The organism is Streptomyces sp. NPDC031418, from assembly GCF_055581605.1.
In genome coordinates this window covers 61,170-79,028 of the sequence record NZ_JBVIJC010000006.1, presented here as the reverse complement: position 1 = coordinate 79,028, position 17,859 = coordinate 61,170, and the positions used below count along the sequence as shown (strand labels likewise).

The window sequence follows — 17,859 nt, the reverse complement described above, 5'->3', positions numbered from 1 at the left end:
GCGGACCGCCGGCGCCGGACCCTGATCGTCAGCGCGAGCATGGGCGCCGGCCATGACACCGTGGCGGCGGAGCTGGCCCGCCGCGCCACGGCGTACGGCCACGAGGCGTTCGTGGTCGATGTGCTGCGGCTGCTGCCGTGCGGCCTGGGAACCGCCCTGCGCCGCGGCTATCAGGCGTCGGTACGGCATGCCCCGTGGGCGTACGCCGGCGTCTACCAGGCGTTCCTGCGCGACGGCGGCCCCGGCCCGCGCCCCGGCGGGGTCCCGCTGGCCCGGCTGGCGGGGGCGCGGCTGACGGAGCTGGTGGACCGGCTGGGTGTCGACGTGGTGGTGCCCGTCTTCCATCTGGCCGCCCAGCTGACCGGCCATCTGCGGGCGCGGGGCGGGCTGCGGGTGCCGAGCGCCGTCTTCCTGCTCGACTTCGCCGTGCACCGGCAGTGGCTGCACCCGGGCAACGACCGCTATCTGTGCCTCACGGACATGGCGGCGGCCCGGGTGCGCCGGTCCCTCGGGACCCCGGTGGTGACGACGGGTCCGGTCGTCGCGCCGGGCTTCCTGACGCCGGCCCCCGGAGCGGCCCGGTGGCGGGAGCGCTTCGCCCGGCGGGCGCCGGGCCGGCCGCCGGTGCTGCTGTCTGCAGGGGCCTGGGGAGCGGCGTCCCGTCCGGCCGGGACCGCGCGGCTGCTCGCCGGGGCCGGGTATCTGCCGGTGGTGCTGTGCGGCCGCAACGAACGGCTCCTCGCCCGGCTGTGCCGGGTGCCCGGCCTGCTCGCCCTCGGCTGGGTCGACGACATGCCCGGTCTGCTGGCGGCCTCGACCGCCCTGGTGGACAACGCCGCCGGCCAGACCGCCGTCCAGGCCCTGGCCACCGGTCTGCCGGTGATCGCCTACCGCCCGCTGCCCGGCCACGGCCTGGAGGGCGTCCGCCAGATGTCCGCCCTCGGCCTGTGCCGCTTCGCCCCGGACGCCCGCACCCTCCTGGACACCCTGCCCACCCTCACGGCCCCACCCCGCCCCCCGGTCGCCCCGCCGGCCCTCTTCCGCAGCGATCCGATGGCGACGGTGGCGGCCCTGGCGGACGGGGACGGGATATAGGACGCCGCCGGGGGCCGGCGGGCTCCGGGTCACGCGGTCGTGTGCTCGGCCAGCGGGCCCACCGTCAGGCCCGCCCGCCGGCAGTCGGTGACGAGGGCGGGCAGGGCGTGCAGGGTCGCCCGCCAGCAGCCGGGGGCGGAGTGCCGGTCGGAGTCGTGCAGCAGGAGCGTGCCGCCGCCGCGCAGCTGGGCCGCCGCCAGGGCGCGGACGGAGTCCGGTGTGGCGTCGGCCCGCCAGTCCTTGCCCCACGCGGACCACAGCACCGGCCGCAGTCCCGCCCGGCGGGCGGCCAGCAGTCGGCCGGTGGTGAGAATGCCGTACGGCGGGCGGTACCACGCGGGGCGGCGGCCGGTGATGTCCCGTACCGCCCGGGTGGCGCGGGCGACGTCCGCGGCCTCGCGGGCGACGGCGGGGCGCCAGGGGCGGTCGTGGCTCCAGCCGTGCACCGCGATCTCGTGGCCGCGCCGTGCGGTGTCCCGGAGCAGCTCGGGGTGGCGCACGGCCTGCTCGCCGAGGACGAAGAAGGTGGCGCGCGTCCCGAGCCGGTCCAGTGCGTCGAGGAAGTACGGCGTGCTGGCGGGGTCGGGGCCGTCGTCGAAGGTCAGGGCGACATGGTGCCGGTCCCCGGCGCCGGCCAGCGCGGGGCACAGCAGCCGTCGTACGGCCGGGAGCCAGGTGGCCGCCGGGCCGATGTGAGCGCCCGCGACACCGAGCGGCAGCAGCACGGCCGCGGTACGCCGGGCCCGTCCGGAGGGACGCGACATGAGGGGGCTCCTTGAGGGCCGGTCAGGATCCGGGGTGCAGGGGCAGGCGCGTCCCCGCGCGGCTCGGGGGCGGCCGGTCGGGCGGGGTGTCCCAGTCCTCGCCGACGGTGACGGCGTGCGCCAGTCCGATGCTGCCGGCGCCGATCAGCGCGACGCCGGCGACCTCCGGGACGATCCGCACCCCCAGCTGGATCGACTCGGCGAACAGCGCCCAGCCGAGCGCCACGCTGGTCAGCGCGTCGCCGAGGGTGAGGGCGGGCTGGGACGCCGCCAGCGAACCGGCCCGGAAGGCGCCCTGCAACAGCAGGAAGGCGATGAGACCGGCGCCGGCGGTCGCGTACGTCGACCAGTAGGTGAACAGGGCGCCGGGCCCCTGCGCGAGCCGGCCGACGGCCTGTTTGAGCAGCGCGGCGGTGGTGGCGAAGGACACGGCGGCGGCGAGGCCGAGCAGCGCGGCCCGGGCCGGCCCCCGCGCCGGGCGGGCAAGCAGCACCAGCAGGACGACGGCGCAGGCCGCGGCGCCGCCGCCCAGCAGCCAGGAGCCCGGCCGGGCGGCGGAGCGGCCCTGGGACGGCGCGGCCGACACGAGGAAGAGGGCCAGTCCGGCGGCGAGGGCGGCAAAGGCGAGCCAGGTGCGCCGGTCCGGGCGGCGCCGGAAGACGGCGCTGCCGACGAGCAGGGTGAACAGCAGCTCGGCGGCGAGCAGCGGCTGGACCAGGGACAGCCCGCCCACCGCCAGGGCCCAGCCCTGGAGCACCGAGGACAGCATGAGCAGCCCGAGACCGCCCAGCCAGTCCGGGCGCCGCAGCATCCGGCCGAGCCCGTGCGCGGCCCGCCGCGCCGCGCCGGCGTGCTGCTCCGCGCCGGCGTGCTGCTCCGGTCCGTCGCCCTCGGTCCGGGCGGCGGCTCTGCGCTGGAGCACCGAGGCGGACGCGTTGGACAGGGCCGCGAGCAGCGCCAGCACCACCGGGAGGGCGATCACGGCGGCTCACCCGAAGCGGGCGGCGAGCCGCCGGTAGGGCCCCGGCGCGGCGCCGCGGAGCCGGGCGGGGAGCCACAGCCAGCGGGGCACGTACACCTCGTCCCGGCCGTGGCGGACGGCGGTCCAGACGGCGTCCGCCACGCGTTCGGGCGGCACGGGCCTGGGCCACGCCCTGCGGTACGGGGCGCCCCGGCGCTGGAAGAAGGGCGTGTCGACGACGCCGGGGACGACGAGGGTGACGCCGACCCCGGTGCCGCGCAGTTCGTAGCGCAGGGCGTCGGCGAAGCCGGCCAGGGCGGCCTTGGTGGCGGAGTAGACGGCCTCGCCGCGTACGGCGACGCTGCCCGCGACGGAGCCGAGCAGCACGACCCGGCCCGTGCCGGCGGCGACCATGTGCGGCAGCAGGCCGCGCACCAGGTGCACGGTGGCGAGCAGGTCGATGCCGACGAGTTCCTCGATGCGCGGGCGCGGCATGCCGGTGAAGTCCCCGGCCCAGCCGATGCCGGCGGCCGCCACCAGCAGGTCGACACGGCCGAGCAGGTCCAGGGCGGTCTCGGTCAGCCGGCGGCTCGCGTCGGCCCCGAGCAGGTCCAGGGGTGCGGCCACCCCCGAGACCTGGTCGGCCAGCTGCTCCAGTCGGGGGATGTCACGCCCGTTCAGCACCAGCCGCCAGCCGCCCTCCGCCGCCAGCCGGCGGGCCACGGCCGCGCCGATCCCGGACGAGGCGCCGGTCACCAGGGCCGTGCCCCCGCCGCCGGCCCGGCCCCCGGCGGGTCCGGGGGCGGGGCCCGCCCACGGGACGGACACCGCGCCGGGCCGGGCACCGTGCGGCGGTCCTGCGGGTGATGCGGCGTGGGACATGGTGACGACCTCACAGCGACGGTGAGCCGGATCGGCTTCGGGGCCGAACCCTCGCGGTGTATCCAGGGCGCCACATCCTGAAACACCGCGCACGCGGAAGTCCCGGCCCGGCCGGAAACCCGGAACCCGGGCACGCTTGGGGCGGCCCCTGCGGGTGACTCGCAGAACACCAGGCGGCGCAAGCCGACGACTACGGAAGGAGACGCCATGTCCGGCGGGGAGGACCGCGAGGAGCGGCCCGAGACGGCTCTGGAGCAGGTGCTGCGTGAGGTGGAGGAGGCGGAGAAACGCGACGAGGAGGGGCGCGGCGGCGGCGAGGCCGCGGACGCGATCACCCCGAACGTCCGGGCGCAGGAGGAGTCCGAGGGCGAGTGAACGGCCGGGCGTGCCGCCGTACCGGCGCGGCGCGCCGTCCGCCTGCCCGGGCGCGCCGCCGCGCCGGGCCCGGATCCCGGAGCCGCGCGGTTTCCCGCGCGCCCCGGGGCAGGCATCGCCCCGCCGCGGGTACCCGTGCCGCGTGAACGACTACGACCACCCTCGCGGAGCCCCGCTGCCGACGTCCCGGGGACCGCTGTCCGCAGCGGTCACCGCATATCTGCGCGGTACCGGCCCGCTCCCCCACCCGTCCGACGCCGGGGCCGCGGACCCCTACGGCGACGATCTCCAGCTCGCCCTGTACCTCTGCTACGAGCTGCACTACCGCGGCTTCGCCGGTGTCGGGTCCGCGTTCGAGTGGGACCCGGCGCTGCTGGCCGTCCGCGGTGCGCTGGAGCGCCGCTTCCTGTCCGCGCTGCGGGCCGACACGCCGGTCCACGCGAGCCCCGAGGAGGCACTCGGCGCGCTGCTGGTCGAGCCGGCCGAGGGCACCGGTGTCACTCATTTCCTGTGCGGTGAGGGCGAGTTGTGGCAGCTGCGCGAGTACGCGGCGCAGCGCTCCCTGTACCACCTGAAGGAGGCCGACCCGCACGCCTGGGTGCTGCCCCGGCTGTGGGGCCGGGCGAAGGCGGCGATGGCGGCGGTGGAGTACGACGAGTTCGGCGGCGGCCGGGCCGAGCGGGTCCATGCCCGACTGTTCGCCGAGCTGATGACGGACCTGGGGCTGGACCCCTCCTACGGCCGCTATCTGGACGCGGCGGGCGCCGAACTGCTGGCCGTGGTCAATCTGATGTCCCTGTGCGGACTGCACCGCGCGCTGCGCGGGGCGCTCGTGGGGCACTTCGCCCAGGTGGAGATCACCTCCTCGCCGGGCTCCCGCCGGCTCGCCGAGGCGATGCGCCGTACCGGTGCCGGTCCGGCCGCGGAGTTCTTCTACGACGAGCACGTGGTGGCGGACGCGGTGCACGAGCAGGTCGTACGGCACGAGGTGATCGGCGGACTGCTGGAGGAGGAACCGGAGTTGGCGCCGGACGTGGTCTTCGGCATCGACGCGACCGAGTACCTGGAGGACCGGCTGGCCCGGCGGCTGTTGCCGGCGTGGCGGGCGGGACGGTCCTCGCTCCGAGTGCCGCTCGGGACGGCGGAGGTGTCTCATGGTTCCTGAGGACACGGGTACCCGGGCGGGGTGACAGCTGTGGTACTGCCGGGTGTGTACGCCCCGCAAGACGATACGGAGCTGCTGGCCGAGGCCCTGCACGCGGAGCACCTGGCGCCCGGCGCCCGGGTGCTCGACGTGGGGACCGGCAGCGGTGTGCTGGCCATCGAAGCCGCCCGGCGCGGTGCCGAGGTGACCGCGGTGGATGTGTCCCGGCGGGCGGTGTGGACGGCGCGGCTGAACGCCCGGCTGAGCCGGCTGCCGGTGCGGATCCGGCGCGGCAATCTGTTCGGGCCGGTCGAGGGCCGTACCTACGACCTGATCCTGACGAATCCGCCGTACGTGCCGGCGCCCGGGCCGGGGCAACGGCCGCGCGGCCGGGCGCAGGCCTGGGACGCGGGCCCGGACGGGCGGCGGCTGCTGGACCGGATCTGCCGGGACGCACCGGTGCTGCTGCGCCCGGGTGGCGTCCTGCTGATCGTGCACTCGGCGCTCAGCGGCCCCGAGCGCACTCTGGAACTGCTGCGGGCGGAGCAGCTGAAGGCGGCGGTGGTCCGGCGGCGCTGGATCCCGCTCGGTCCGGTGCTGCGGTCCCGGGAGGACTGGCTGCGCCGGCGCGGTCTGCTCGCCCCGTCCGACGAGCTGGAGGAGCTGGTGGTCATCCGTGCCGAACGAGTCTGCTGACGCACCCCGTCGGATCACTGTGCGGCGGCGCGGGCCGCTGCTGGTCGAGGGGCCGGTGGAGGTGGAACTGGAGGACGGCACCACGGTCCGCTCGGACCGCTTCCGTGTCGCTCTGTGCACCTGCCGCCGCAGCCGCCGCTACCCATGGTGTGACACGAGCCACCGGCGCTCGGCCTGAGCACCGGTTGAAACCTGTTGTTTTTCAGCCGCTCCCCGGGAGGCCCCCCACGGGCCTGCCCGGGGAGCGGCTCTGTGCCCGGAATCCGGCGGGAGGCCCCACTCCTCCCGTCGGTTCCGGTGCGAGATCGCAGGTTCCCCGTTCCAGGGGGCCGCACTCCCCAGTTGCGGTCCTGATCCGGTGTATACGGCGAAGCCGTGCGATCCCGGTCTCTAGGCGTGCGCTGCCACTCCGCTCAGAAGGCGAAGAGGCTGCCGCCGGCGACGTCCCGCATGCACGTGTTGCCGAAGGTGTGCTCGTAGGAGACGCGCTTGCCCTGCCAGATGCCCTGCACCGTGACGACGACGGGGTCGTACAGCTTGGTGCACCAGATGTCGCCGCGGGCCTTCAGGGCGCTCGGGTCGCCCCCGGCGTCGCGCAGCTCGGCGCAGGCGGCGGCCGGGTCCGGGTGGGTTCCGGTGGCCCCGGGGGCGCAGGAGAGCGTGACGGCGCGCTCGGGTGTGGCCGTGACCGCGTCGCTGCCGTGGCCGGTGGTGAGTACCAGGGCCGAGGGCGCGTAGAGCGACGACGGGGCGGCGCCCGGTGCAGCGACGGCGGCCCCGGTCAGGGGTCCGCAGACGGCGGCGGCCGTGAGGCCGAGGGCCGCTGCCCAGCGCGCGGTGGTTCGCATTGTGTGCATCCTTCCGCTCGAACAACAGTTGCCGGCTCCATCCCGGTCGGGCTCCGGAGCGGCGAGCGCCACTCTGCCGAGTCCGGCGTCGAAACTCACATCGACCGCATAGGTTTCAGTAACCTTTCGTGTTGTATCAGTGGCGTGAAGTCACGGAAATCGAACGCCGTGACCCCGGAACTGAGCGGCTCCCGCTCCTCCGGCATGGTCGAATGGCTGAAAAGCACCGCTTAGTTAATCGTCCTGAAACATTCCGGCGGCGAGGCCGCCAACCCCCTTGATGACTCCTCGTGTTCACTAAGTGATCACCCGCAGCGGAGCCGTCTGCTACTCGCCGGTATCGTCTGCGCCGCACGCGTACACAGGGACGAGCGGCGGGAGGCACGGATGGCCAAGCACTGGGCGGACTTCCAGTACGAGATCTATCTGAACGGGATGACAGGCGCCGTGCCCCGGCTCCCCACCGACCTGACCCGGCTGGAGGAGCTGGCGGAACACCGGCTGGGGCCGGGCCCGGTGGGCTATGTGGCGGGCAGCGCGGGTGACGGCAGCACGGCCCGCGCCAACCGCGCGGCCCTGGCCCGGCGCCGGATCGTGCCGCGCATGCTGCGCGATGTGCGCGAGCGGGACCTGTCGGTCGAGGTGCTGGGGCGGCCCCTGCCGGCGCCGCTCGCGCTGGCCCCCGTCGGAGTGCTGTCGATCATGCACCCGGACGCCGAGTGCGCGGCCGCGCGGGCGGCCGCCACGCAGGGTGTGCCGTACATCCTGTCGTCGGCGTCCAGCACACCGATGGAGCAGGTCGCGGAGGCGATGGGGGACGCCGAGCGGTGGTTCCAGCTGTACTGGGGCAAGGACCGCGAGGTGACCCGCAGCTTCCTCGCCCGGGCGGCGGCGGCCGGGTTCTCGGTGCTGGTGGTCACGCTGGACACCCCGCTGCTGTCCTGGCGGCCGCGCGATCTGGACCAGGCGTATCTGCCGTTCCTGCACGGGGTCGGCACCGCCAACTACTTCACCGACCCGGCCTTCCGTGCGGGGCTCGCCAAGCCGGTGCACGAGGACCCCGACGCGGCGGTACGGCACTTCCTCGGCCTGTTCGGGGACCCCGGCCACACCTGGCCGGACCTGGCGTTCCTGCGGGAGCACTGGGACGGCCCGATCGTCCTCAAGGGGGTGCTGCACCCGGACGACGCCCGGCTCGCGGCGGACGCCGGGATAGACGGCGTGGTCGTCTCCAACCACGGCGGCCGGCAGGTGGCCGGCTCCGTCGCGGCCGCCGACGCGCTGCCCGGGGTCGCGGACGCGGTCGGCGACCGGCTGACGGTGCTGTTCGACAGCGGAGTGCGCACCGGCGACGACGTCTTCAAGGCCCTCGCCCTCGGCGCGCGGGCGGTGCTGCTGGGCCGGCCGTACGTCTACGGGCTGGGGCTGGACGGGCAGGCGGGTGTGGAGCATGTGATCCGGTGTCTGCTGGCGGAGCTGGACCTGACTCTCGCCCTGTCCGGCCACACCCGCCCGGGGACGGTCTCGGCGGCGGACCTCGTCACGGACCCCGCCTGACCCTCACCCCTGCCAGCGCTGCCCGGCGGACCGGTCCCGGACCTTCACCACGAGGTCGGCGCCCACCTGCCCGCCGGCGGTGGCGAGCGCGAGGGTCCGGTCCCAGCGGGGCACCAACTCGCCCTGGGCGGTGAGGTCGTACCGTACGTCGTCGGCCCGCCGGGAGTCCGGGCCGGCGCAGGTGCCGAGGATGACCACACCGGCGTCGGCGTGCGAGTCCAGGCACACATCCGGGCCGGCCGCGCTGCGCAGCAGCCCGTCGGTCTCGTACGTCCACTGCTGGGTGGCCACCGCCGAGCAGCCCGCCAGCACCGCACCCGCACCGGCCTTCGGCGTGCCCTTGATGTCCAGGCACAGCCCCGCGGCGGCGTTGCGCAGCCGGGTGGGCCGCCCGGTGACGGGCAGGGTCGTGGAGGTGACCGGGGACCGCATGCCGGTGCCCGGGACGGCGCTGGTGGAGGCCACGGGATCGGTGCCGTCGCCGCCGTCCGGCCACACACCGACCGCCAGAACGGTCGCGAGCAGCCCGGCCGAGACGACACCGACTCCGGTGAGCAGCGTCCGCACGGACAAGGCCGCCCCGGCCGCCGGAAGGACCGCCCGCTCCCGCGCGGCCCACGGCCCACCCCGTGGCCTGACGACCCCACCGAGCCCCAGGCCGCCCGCCCGCCGCGAGCCACCGGCCCCGCTCGCCGAACCCCAACCCGAACCCCGACGCCGCCGGCCACCCGCCCGGCCTGGCACCCCGGCCCCGAAAGCGGCTCTCGGATCTCCCGGACCAGCACCACCCGGTACCCGCGACCCGGAAACCGGCAACAAACCCCCCACACCCCCGAGGGCCCCGACCCCGGAAGCCTCCGACGGCCCGCCGGACCCAGGAGCAGAGCCCGGAAACGGCCCGAAGAGATCACGGCCGTCCACCCCGCCAGGCACACCAGACCCGGGCCCCTCGAACAGCCCCCCAAACCCCCCATCACCACTGCGGACCGGAGCACCGGGCCCCGGCGCGGAATTCGGCAGCGGAGCCGGAGGCGTACCGCCGGGATCGAGGCCGTCCGCCCCGCCCAAGGCACCGGATCCCGGGAGTGGATCACCGGGATCGCGGACGTCCGCGCCCCGCCGGGTGAAGGGCGACGCGCCCGGCAGTCGGCCGCCGAGAGCGCGGGTGCGGCGCCGGGCCGGGGGCAGGGTGGCGCGGGCCAGCAGGCCCGGCTTTCCGCGGCGGGCGCCGGTGGAGCGGCGGCCGGGGGCCGGACCGCGGCCGGGGCGGGAGTCCAGGTAGCGGCGGGCGCCCCAGCCGAGGACCGCCTCGGCGAGCAGCAGACCCAGGGCGGCGTCCGCGTGGCCGAGTTGCTCGGCGGCGTGCCGACAGTAGGCGCAGCCGGCCAGGTGGTCCTGGACGTCGGGCAGCAGGGCGCCGCCGCGCCGGATCGGGATGTCGAGCAGCCGGTTGTAGTACCGGCACTCCTGGCCGGGCGCCAGTTCCCGGTGGGCGCGCACCAGCCCGTCGCGGAATGCGTCGCGGGCCTGTGCCTGCGCGGCCGCCGCACTCTCGGGGCCGATACCGAGCAGCAGGGCCGGCACTGCGATCTCCTCGGCCTCGACCTCGGTGTGCCACAGCAGCGTCTGTTCCAGCCGTGGAAGGCCGTGGAAGGCGCGCCCGGAAAGCGCCCGGTTCTCAGGGGTCAGCGTCTTCGCGGCGCGCATGCCACGGCCTCCGGCGGGCTTTCCGAGTCCGGGCAGTACGGCGGTGATCCGGTCGGCGCCGGACCAGTTCACGACCGTGTCCCGGACGGCGACGAGCAGCCGGGGGCGCAGCGCCTCGGCGGGTTCGCCGAGGGCGAGCCGGTCGAGCACCTGGTGGAAGGCGGTGGCGGTGACCATGTGGGCGAGGGTGCCGGAGCCGGCCAGGCAGACGACCGCGTAGTCCTGGGCCGGCTGCCAGTGCCGGGCCATCAGGAGGGCGGTGCACCGGGCGGCCTCCGCGTCGGAGCCGGCGCGCAGCGGGCCGGCGAGGAACTCGTCGGATTCCCCGGGGACTTCGCCGGGTGGCGGATAGGGCGGGCGAGGGGGGTGGGGGGTGTGCACTGAACGGATTCCTTTGTGGCGTGCGGGTGCGCTGGCGCGTTTCTCCGTGTCGCGCGGGGAGGGAGGGAAATACACCGGCACCCGGCCGGTCCGACTACTCCGACTACCTCAACTGCCTTGCTCATTACGGCACTTGACCCGCGCACGGACCGTGCAACCTTTGCACAACCTACTCACGGGCAACAAGGCACTCGAACAACATCGACAGCTTTGAAGGAAAGTCAGAAGAAGGTGGACGCAATCGGTCCCCTCCCGCCCGTTTTCCCATTCCGCACGCCCCGTGTGAAACCCGCGCACCCACCGGCCGTTCGCGCACGGTCCCCGCACGCACCCCACGGTGGTCCACTGGATGCCGCGGCCCCGTCCGCCGCCCGGCCGGCGGCCCAGGCGGCTTCCCCCGCCGGCCGGGCGGACCGGTTCCGTGGGCTCAGATCTGCCAGGAACGGAGCCGGTCGGCCGCGCCGTACACATCGGCCTTGCCGGACATCAGGTCCCGGGCGAGGTCGACGAGCGCGCCGTAGGGCGGGTCGATGCCGACGCCGCTCACGAACATGTACGACACGGCGGTCGCGCAGGCGAAGCGCGCGTTGGCCGCGGGCAGCGGCTTGAGCACGGCGAGCGTGTGCAGCAGGGCGGCGGCGCGCCAGGCGGGGTCGGAGTCGACGCCGAGCCGGGGCGGGTCCACCCGGTGCCGGGCGACGGCGGCGACCAGAGCGGAGAAGTCGTCCACCGCCGGCTGGTCGGGCAGGACCTCCTCATGGCGCTGGAGCAGCCACGGTACGTCGATGTGGATGACTGAGGGCGGCATCACTCAGGCGGCCTCGCCCTTGGCGGGGGGCTCGTCGTCGGGGAAGGCCTCCGCGAACTCCTCGGCGTGGGCGATGAAGAAGCTGCGGAACGCCTCCGCGCCCTCTTGCAGGGCCCGGTGCCGGGCGATGTCGGCGGCGGCGGCCTCCCGCACGAGGGCCTTCATCGACGTACCCCGCTCCTTGGCGATCTGCCGCAGGTCCTCAAGTTCCCGCTCACTGAACTCCACATTGAGAGCTGGCATGCCCCTCACGGTACCGCGCGGGTACTCGACCGTAAATATGCCCAGGTCAGAGCATTCCCTACGCGGTACCTCGGAAACGGGCCCTCAGACGTCCAGGCGGCTGATGCGCACCGCTCCGCGGGCCTCTCCGGGGTGGGCGCTGGTCAGCGTCAGCCGCACGCGCGAGCCGCGCACCGCGTCGAAGGTGATCACGGTCGGCTCGTCCGAGGCCGTGGCCCAGTCCGTCCTCGCACCGGTCACCGGCGCATAGGCCTGGCCGTCCCACACCGCGACCGCGACCTCGGCGGGCAGGGTGTGGCCGGTGTCGACGGTGAAGGAGACGGCCACCCGGTCGACCGTGCGGGCGCGCCCGAAGTCGACCGACACCCAGTCCCGCGCGCGGGCCCCGGTGAAGGCGGGCAGCAGCGCGGTGGCCGACTTGGCGAAGGCGTTGGACCAGCCGGTGGCCGGGTCGCCGTCCAGCATGGCGGCGGGCAGGGTGTCCGGCCGGCCCGAGTAACTGGCGTCCGCGCAGGGGTGGTCCGGCGGCTTCGGGGGGTCGGGCAGGAAGACCGGCGCGGCGGTACGGGCGGTCGCGCGGGCCGGGGTGGCGGGCACCCGGACGGTGCCGGTGCGCAGGCCCTCCACCCGGGCGGTGACCTTCAGCAGGCCCGGCGCGGTGCCGGCCCGGACGATGGCGAGGGCCTTGCCGTGGAAGGCGGTGCGGGTGCTGGCCTGGTAGCGCTCGGCGCTCTCCTCGCGGCCGTTGTCGACGCCGGCCAGTGCTCCGCCGCTCACGTCGAAGGTGATCAGGTGCTCGGCGTCGGGCACGACCACGCCGTGCGCGTCGACGATGTCGGCGGTGACGAAGACCAGCGAACGGCCGTCGGCGGGGACGGAGGGGCGGTCGGCGGTCAGCCGTACGGCGTGCGGGGCGCCGGCCGTGCGCAGCACATCGGTGGCGACGACGGCGCCGTCCCTGCGGGCCACCGCCTTCAGCTCCCCCGGCTGGTAGGGCACCTTCCAGCTGAGATGCAGCTTGCCCGCGCTGCCGTTGGGGCTGGTGTAGCTGCCCGGGTAGGGGCCGTCGGTGAAGGTCTTGTCGTCGCCGGTGGGCTCGGTGGTCTCCAGGTACGCACGCCCGTCGGTGGTCCTCTTGACGTCGAACTCCCGGACGCCCAGGGACCGCCCGTTGAGGAACAGCTCGACGGACGGCACGTTGGCGTACGCCCAGACCTCGACGGTGTCGCCGTCCTCGTGGTTCCAGGTCATCGGCAGCAGATGGACCATGGGCTCGCTCGTCCACTGGCTCCGGAACAGGTGGTACATGTCCTTCGGGAAGCCTGCCGTGTCCACCGCGCCGAAGAAGGACGCCTTGACCGGGAAGACGTCGTACGGGGTCGGCTCGCCGATGTAGTCGATGCCGGACCACAGGAACTGGCCCGCGAACCACCTGCGGTCCCGGTCCTTCTTGTGGCCGTACTCGCCGCTCATCGTCCAGGAGGCGAGGTTGTTGTCGTAGGAGGAGGTGGCGCGCCGGCCCGGGGTGTGGTTCTCGCCGGTGTTGAGGTGTTCCGGCTCCTGGTAGGCGCCCCGGGTCGAGGTCTCCGAGGAGGACTCGGACTCGAAGAGGAACAGGTGGGGGTACGCGGCGTGCAGGGCGTCGACCGACTTGGCCGTGTTGTAGTTCAGGCCGAGGCCGTCGAGCTTGGCGAGCATGCGGTCGGCGGCGGAACCGGGGGTGGGCACGCCGTGGTACTTGTTCGAGCCGATGACCACCGGGCGGGTGTCGTCGGCGGCCTTGATGGCGCCGATGATCCGGTCGGCCATGGCGAGTCCGGCGGTGGAGGTGGAGTCGGGGATCTCGTTGCCGATGGACCACAGGACGACGGCGGGCGAGTTGCGGGCGGCGAGGACCATCTCGGTGGCGTCCTTCTCGCACCACTCGTCGAAGAACCGGCCGTAGTCGTACCGGGTCTTGCCGGTGCGCCAGCAGTCGAAGGCCTCCACCATCATCACGATGCCCAGTTCCTCGCAGACCTGGATCATCTGCGGCGAGGGCGGGTTGTGCGAGGTGCGGAGGGCGTTGACCCCCATCGATTTCATGATCGTCATCTGCCGGCGCACCGCGTCGAGGCTGATCGCCGCGCCGAGGGCGCCCTGGTCGTGGTGGAGGTCGACGCCCTTGATCTTGGTGTGGTGTCCGTTGAGGGAGAAGCCTTCGTCGGGGTCGAAGCGGTAGCTGCGGATGCCGAACGGGGTGCGGAAGGTGTCGGTGGTGCGGCCCGCGACGCGCAGTTCGGTGTGCAGGGTGTAGCGGTGCCCGGGGGTGGCGAAGTCCCAGAGCCGGGGCTGTTCGACGGTCAGTTCATGGGACTCGACGGCCTGGCCGGAGACGGTGACCGTGGTGGCGGTGCGGGCGACCGGGCGACCGTCGGGGTCGGTGATCCGGGAGACGACCTCGACGTCGGCGCCGGTGCCGGACTCGTTGCGCACCTCGGTGCGCACCCGTACCAGCGCCCGCTCGGCGGAGATCTCCGGGGTGGTGACCCAGGTGCCCCACCGGCCGACGTGCACCGGTTCGGTGATCACCAGCCGGGCCTCGCGGTAGATGCCGCTGCCGGAGTACCAGCGGCTGCTCGGCAGCCGGTTCTGGACCTTGACCGCGAGGACGTCGGGGGTGCTGCCGTCGGTGTGCACCAGGTCGGTGATGTCGAAGGCGAAGCCGGTGTAGCCGTAGGGGTGGCGGCCCAGCTCGGTGCCGTTGCAGTAGACGTACGAGTCCATGTAGACGCCGTCGAACTCCACCGAGATCCGCTTGCCGGCGCAGCCGGGCGGCAGGGTGAAGGCCAGCCGGTACCAGCCGAGGCCGCCCGGGAGGAAGCCGGTGCCGCTGGTGGTGCCGTGGTCGGTGGTGGGGGTCTGCTCGATGCTCCAGTCGTGCGGGACGGCGACCTCCCGCCAGCCGGAGTCGTCGTATCCGGGATCGGCGGCCTGCGCGTAGGCGCCGGTCGGGTCGGTGATGCCGTCCGGGCTGACCAGCGCGAAGCGCCAGCCGTCGCGCAGCGGCACGGTGTGGCGCGCGGCCGCGGCGGCCGGATGCGCCTCGGGGGCGGCCGCGGCCGCCGGACTGCTCAGGAGTGCTCCGGCCGCCGGTGCTGCCGTGGCGGCGACCAGAACCGATCTGCGCGTGACCGTCATGGGCGGCTCTCCCTCATAGGGCCCAGAAGTACTCACAACTGATCGAGAACAAACAGATTCTGACGGTCGCCCACACACGATCGTCAAGGGTCCGGAGCCCTGTGTCGGTCCCCGCGGCCGGGATCGGCCGGATTTCCCGCGTGACCTTGTTCGACCCACGGGCCGGCCGGCCGGGGGTTGCGGTTCACGGACGTGCGCGAAGCACTACGCTGGAACTCAAGTGGTGCCACCTGTTCACTGTGAGTGTGCGCTTGGGAGCGGCGACGATGAGCCGGGTCTATCCGTTCGACGACGCGGCGACGGCCCGGGCTGTCATCGATGACGACGGAACGCTGGTGGAGTGGAACGAAGGCGCGCGACGCCTGCTCGGCCACTCCCCGGAAGCCGTCCTGGGCCGGCCCGCCGCCGGGCTGCTGGCCGGGGACGGCCGCCCGGCCCCGCCCAGCGGCCCCCGCTGGCACGGCGAGGTCGCTCTGCGCCACCGCGACGGCCGTACCGTCTCCGTCTGGCTGCTCGCCCACCGCCGGCCGCCGAGCGACGGCCGCCCGGGCGACTGGCTGGTGGTCACCCCGCTGACCGGCCGGCGCCCGTCCGGCGCCGACGACCCGCTCGCCGAGGCCGGCCTGGTCCAGTCGCCGTGCGCCATCGCGGTCTACGACGAGCGCTTGCGACTGTGCCGGATGAACGACGCGATGGCCGAGGTCATCGGCCTGCCCGAGGAGCGGGTGCGCGGGCTGCGGCTCGCGGAGATCGGCGGCAGGCCGCAGAGCGCCGAGCTGGAGGCGGGCCTGCTCCAGGTGCTGACCACGGGCCTGCCGCTCGATCTCCAGACCTTCATGCGCACCGGCGGCGAGGACCGGGCGCACGCCTGGCTCGCCCGGATGGCACCGGTGCGCGACAGCGGGGGGCGGGTGCGCGGGGTGTGCCTGGCCGCCCACGACGTCACCGACAACTACCGGGCGCGGCAGCGGCTCCAGCTGGTGAACGAGGCGAGCGTACGCATCGGCACCACCCTGGACGTGGGGCGCACGGCCCAGGAACTGGCCGAGGTCTGCGTGCCGGCGCTCGCCGACTTCGTCACCATCGACCTGCTGGACCCCGAGGAGTACGGCGGTGAGCCGCCGGCCCGTGTGACGGCGCCGGTGGTGCTGCGCCGCGCCGCCCACAGATCGGTCCTGGAGGGGGCGCCGGAGGCGGTGCTGAAGCCCGGGCAGACCGAGGAGTACCCGGCCGGCTCCCCGCAGGCCGACTCGCTGACCGCGGGCCACACGATCATCGCCTCGGTGGCCGCGGGCGAGATGGCCTCGTGGCTGACCTGGAACAGCGCGCGCGGTGAGCGGGTGCGCACCTTCGGCATCCATTCCTCGATGTCGGTGCCCGTCCAGGCCCGCGGGCTCACCCTCGGCGTGGCGGTCTTCACCCGCCACCGGCGGCCGGACGGCTTCACCGCGGACGACATGCTGCTGGCCGAGGAGATCACCACTCGCGCCGCCGTCTGCATCGACAACGCCCGGCGCTACTCGCGCGAGCGGGAGACCGCGCTCGCGCTCCAGCGCAGTCTGCTGCCCCGCTCGCTGCCGCACACGGCCGCCTTGCAGGCCGCCTCCCGGTATCTGCCGGCCGCCCGGGCCGGGGTCGGCGGCGACTGGTTCGACGTGATCCCGCTGTCCGGCATGCGGGTCGCCATGGTCGTCGGAGACGTCGTCGGGCACGGCGTCCAGGCCTCCGCCACCATGGGCCGGCTGCGCACCGCCGTACGCACCCTCGCCGACATCGACCTGGCCCCGGACGAGCTGCTCACCCACCTGGACGACCTGGTGCTGCGGCTGTCGGACGAGGCCGGCGGCGACGGCAGCCCCGGCGAGGTCGGCGCCACCTGCCTGTACGCGGTGTACGACCCGGTGTCCCGGCGCTGCACGCTGGCCCGCGCCGGGCATCCGCCGCCCCTGCTGCTGCGGCCCGGCGGCCGCCCCGAGCCGCTGGACCTGCCCGCCGGTCCCCCGCTGGGCCTGGGCGGTCTGCCGTTCGAGTCGGCCGAGCTGGAGCTGCCCGAGGGCACGGTGCTCGCCCTGTACACGGACGGTCTGGTGGTGTCCCGGGAGCGGGACGGCGACACCAGCCGGGAGCTGCTGACCGCGGCCCTGGCCCGCTACGCGGACTCGCTGGACGAGATCTGCGACCGGATCCTGCACGCCCTGCTGCCGTCGGGCAGTGCCGCCGACGACGTGGCGCTGCTGCTCGCCCGCACCCAGGGGCTGCCGGCCTCACGGGTGGCGACCTGGGACATCCCCGCGGATCCGGCACTGGTCGCGCCGATCCGCAAACAGGTCGCGGAGCAGCTGGACAGCTGGCAGCTGACCGAGGCCTCGTTCACCACGGAGCTGGTGGTCAGCGAGCTGGTGACCAACGCGATCCGGTACGGCTCCCATCCGATCCGGCTGCGGCTGATCCATGACGTGGCCACCCTGATCTGCGAGGTGTCCGACAGCAGCCACACCGCGCCGCATCTGCGGCGGGCAAAGACCTTCGACGAGGGCGGCCGGGGTCTGCTGCTGGTCGCCCAGCTGACGCAGCGGTGGGGCAGCCGGCACACCGCGGAGGGCAAGACGATCTGGGCGGAGCTGGCGCTGTTCGAGGAGGAGTGACTCAGCCGGCCGCGAGCCAGGCCCGTACCTGCTTGCGGGCCTCGTGCAGCCGGGACTTCAGGGTGCCGAGCGGGATGCCGACGCGCTCGGCGACCTCGGCGTACTCCAGCTGGCAGATGTCCCGGTAGACCAGCGGCGCCACCAGGTGCGGATGCTCCCGCTCCAGCCGGTCCAGCGCCTCCAGCAGGTCCACCCGGGACCCGGCGATGACGCTGGTGGTGCGCGGGTCGACGGCGTACGACGGCTCGATGGCGGCGGGCTGCTCGGCGGCCCGCCGCTTCAGCTCGCGGTACTTCTGCCGGCAGCAGTTGGCGACCACCGTGTACAGCCAGGTGCCGAACCGGCTGCGGCCCTCGAAGGCGGCGATGTGCCGGGCCACCTGGACCAGCACGTCCTGGGCGGCCTCCTCGGCGTCCTCCCGGCAGGGCAGGAAGCGCCCGCAGCGGCGGACGACCTCGGGCCGGATCTCGCCCAGCAGCCGGTCCAGGGCCGTGCTGTCGCCCGCGGCGGCACGCCGGGCGAGGTCCTCGATCGGCGCCTGGTCCTGCACGGAAGGGTCCACCTCTCAGTCGA

Annotated in this window: 16 protein-coding genes; 7 read left to right on the top strand and 9 right to left on the bottom strand. The window is 74.6% G+C overall.

Annotated elements, in window-relative coordinates; translation table 11 throughout:
- Window positions 1-39: 39 nt before the first annotated feature.
- The gene (locus ACZ5CZ_RS09645) at window positions 40-1,095 is read left to right on the top strand and encodes an MGDG synthase family glycosyltransferase (protein ID WP_468941409.1); all 1,056 of its coding nucleotides are present in this window, start codon (window positions 40-42) and stop codon (window positions 1,093-1,095) included.
- A gap of 29 nt (window positions 1,096-1,124) precedes the next feature.
- Here the strand turns inward: ACZ5CZ_RS09645 and ACZ5CZ_RS09640 are convergent, their stop codons facing one another.
- The 3 genes from ACZ5CZ_RS09640 to ACZ5CZ_RS09630 are packed head-to-tail and all read right to left on the bottom strand — an operon-like array spanning window position 1,125 to window position 3,702.
- Complete coding sequence (locus ACZ5CZ_RS09640) at window positions 1,125-1,859, bottom strand: polysaccharide deacetylase family protein (protein ID WP_468940880.1); 735 nt, start codon at window positions 1,857-1,859, stop codon at window positions 1,125-1,127.
- 22 nt (window positions 1,860-1,881) lie between these two features.
- Window positions 1,882-2,841 (bottom strand): DMT family transporter, encoded by a 960-nt coding sequence (locus tag ACZ5CZ_RS09635; protein WP_468940877.1) that lies wholly within the window; start codon window positions 2,839-2,841, stop codon window positions 1,882-1,884.
- A 6-nt stretch (window positions 2,842-2,847) separates the two neighbouring features.
- Window positions 2,848-3,702, bottom strand: coding sequence for an SDR family NAD(P)-dependent oxidoreductase (locus tag ACZ5CZ_RS09630; protein ID WP_468940874.1), 855 nt, complete (start codon window positions 3,700-3,702; stop codon window positions 2,848-2,850).
- 207 nt (window positions 3,703-3,909) lie between these two features.
- Here ACZ5CZ_RS09630 and ACZ5CZ_RS09625 point away from each other — a divergent pair, with 207 nt between their 5' ends.
- The 4 genes from ACZ5CZ_RS09625 to ACZ5CZ_RS09610 all read left to right on the top strand — a co-directional run bounded on the left by ACZ5CZ_RS09625 (window position 3,910) and on the right by ACZ5CZ_RS09610 (window position 6,095).
- Window positions 3,910-4,077 carry a hypothetical protein gene (locus ACZ5CZ_RS09625; RefSeq protein ID WP_385847089.1) on the top strand — a complete coding sequence of 56 codons (168 nt, stop codon included), beginning with the start codon at window positions 3,910-3,912 and terminating at the stop codon, window positions 4,075-4,077.
- 142 nt (window positions 4,078-4,219) lie between these two features.
- The gene (locus ACZ5CZ_RS09620) at window positions 4,220-5,242 is read left to right on the top strand and encodes an iron-containing redox enzyme family protein (protein ID WP_468940870.1); all 1,023 of its coding nucleotides are present in this window, start codon (window positions 4,220-4,222) and stop codon (window positions 5,240-5,242) included.
- Between the two features lie 21 nt (window positions 5,243-5,263).
- Window positions 5,264-5,917: a HemK2/MTQ2 family protein methyltransferase gene (locus tag ACZ5CZ_RS09615; RefSeq protein ID WP_468940867.1), complete on the top strand. Its 654-nt coding sequence runs from the start codon at window positions 5,264-5,266 to the stop codon at window positions 5,915-5,917.
- Window positions 5,898-6,095 (top strand): CDGSH iron-sulfur domain-containing protein, encoded by a 198-nt coding sequence (locus ACZ5CZ_RS09610; protein WP_385847086.1) that lies wholly within the window; start codon window positions 5,898-5,900, stop codon window positions 6,093-6,095. Before ACZ5CZ_RS09615 ends, ACZ5CZ_RS09610 begins: the two co-directional genes overlap by 20 nt.
- A gap of 235 nt (window positions 6,096-6,330) precedes the next feature.
- On the opposite strand, the gene ACZ5CZ_RS09605 is transcribed toward ACZ5CZ_RS09610, so the two are convergent.
- Entirely contained in the window at window positions 6,331-6,765 is a 435-nt protein-coding gene (locus tag ACZ5CZ_RS09605; protein WP_385847084.1) for a subtilase-type protease inhibitor, read from the bottom strand.
- A gap of 387 nt (window positions 6,766-7,152) precedes the next feature.
- Between ACZ5CZ_RS09605 and ACZ5CZ_RS09600 the strand changes: the two genes are divergently transcribed.
- Window positions 7,153-8,322 carry a lactate 2-monooxygenase gene (locus ACZ5CZ_RS09600; protein ID WP_468940864.1) on the top strand — a complete coding sequence of 390 codons (1,170 nt, stop codon included), beginning with the start codon at window positions 7,153-7,155 and terminating at the stop codon, window positions 8,320-8,322.
- Between the two features lie 3 nt (window positions 8,323-8,325).
- On the opposite strand, the gene ACZ5CZ_RS09595 is transcribed toward ACZ5CZ_RS09600, so the two are convergent.
- The 4 genes from ACZ5CZ_RS09595 to ACZ5CZ_RS09580 all read right to left on the bottom strand — a co-directional run bounded on the left by ACZ5CZ_RS09595 (window position 8,326) and on the right by ACZ5CZ_RS09580 (window position 14,641).
- Entirely contained in the window at window positions 8,326-10,410 is a 2,085-nt protein-coding gene (locus ACZ5CZ_RS09595) for an RICIN domain-containing protein (protein WP_468940861.1), read from the bottom strand.
- A gap of 427 nt (window positions 10,411-10,837) precedes the next feature.
- Window positions 10,838-11,218, bottom strand: a complete 381-nt coding sequence (locus ACZ5CZ_RS09590) for a toxin Doc (protein ID WP_385847081.1) — start codon at window positions 11,216-11,218, stop codon at window positions 10,838-10,840.
- Window positions 11,219-11,221: 3 nt separating this feature from the next.
- The gene (locus ACZ5CZ_RS09585; RefSeq protein WP_385847080.1) at window positions 11,222-11,461 is read right to left on the bottom strand and encodes a hypothetical protein; all 240 of its coding nucleotides are present in this window, start codon (window positions 11,459-11,461) and stop codon (window positions 11,222-11,224) included.
- 84 nt (window positions 11,462-11,545) lie between these two features.
- Entirely contained in the window at window positions 11,546-14,641 is a 3,096-nt protein-coding gene (locus ACZ5CZ_RS09580) for a glycoside hydrolase family 2 TIM barrel-domain containing protein (protein ID WP_468940857.1), read from the bottom strand.
- A 266-nt stretch (window positions 14,642-14,907) separates the two neighbouring features.
- Here ACZ5CZ_RS09580 and ACZ5CZ_RS09575 point away from each other — a divergent pair, with 266 nt between their 5' ends.
- Complete coding sequence (locus ACZ5CZ_RS09575; RefSeq protein WP_468940855.1) at window positions 14,908-17,286, top strand: SpoIIE family protein phosphatase; 2,379 nt, start codon at window positions 14,908-14,910, stop codon at window positions 17,284-17,286.
- Window position 17,287: 1 nt separating this feature from the next.
- Here the strand turns inward: ACZ5CZ_RS09575 and ACZ5CZ_RS09570 are convergent, their stop codons facing one another.
- Complete coding sequence (locus ACZ5CZ_RS09570; protein ID WP_450783714.1) at window positions 17,288-17,836, bottom strand: RNA polymerase sigma factor; 549 nt, start codon at window positions 17,834-17,836, stop codon at window positions 17,288-17,290.
- Window positions 17,837-17,859: the final 23 nt, after the last annotated feature.

Bases quoted from the DNA above. Each gene is read 5' to 3' on its own strand.
- ACZ5CZ_RS09645 (WP_468941409.1), top strand. From the start codon at position 40: ATGGGCGCCGGCCATGACACCGTGGCGGCGGAGCTGGCCCGCCGCGCC.
- ACZ5CZ_RS09640 (WP_468940880.1), bottom strand. From the start codon at position 1,859: ATGTCGCGTCCCTCCGGACGGGCCCGGCGTACCGCGGCCGTGCTGCTG.
- ACZ5CZ_RS09630 (WP_468940874.1), bottom strand. From the start codon at position 3,702: ATGTCCCACGCCGCATCACCCGCAGGACCGCCGCACGGTGCCCGGCCC.
- ACZ5CZ_RS09625 (WP_385847089.1), top strand. From the start codon at position 3,910: ATGTCCGGCGGGGAGGACCGCGAGGAGCGGCCCGAGACGGCTCTGGAG.
- ACZ5CZ_RS09605 (WP_385847084.1), bottom strand. From the start codon at position 6,765: ATGCGAACCACCGCGCGCTGGGCAGCGGCCCTCGGCCTCACGGCCGCC.
- ACZ5CZ_RS09600 (WP_468940864.1), top strand. From the start codon at position 7,153: ATGGCCAAGCACTGGGCGGACTTCCAGTACGAGATCTATCTGAACGGG.
- ACZ5CZ_RS09590 (WP_385847081.1), bottom strand. From the start codon at position 11,218: ATGCCGCCCTCAGTCATCCACATCGACGTACCGTGGCTGCTCCAGCGC.
- ACZ5CZ_RS09585 (WP_385847080.1), bottom strand. From the start codon at position 11,461: ATGCCAGCTCTCAATGTGGAGTTCAGTGAGCGGGAACTTGAGGACCTG.
- ACZ5CZ_RS09580 (WP_468940857.1), bottom strand. From the start codon at position 14,641: ATGACGGTCACGCGCAGATCGGTTCTGGTCGCCGCCACGGCAGCACCG.
- ACZ5CZ_RS09575 (WP_468940855.1), top strand. From the start codon at position 14,908: ATGAGCCGGGTCTATCCGTTCGACGACGCGGCGACGGCCCGGGCTGTC.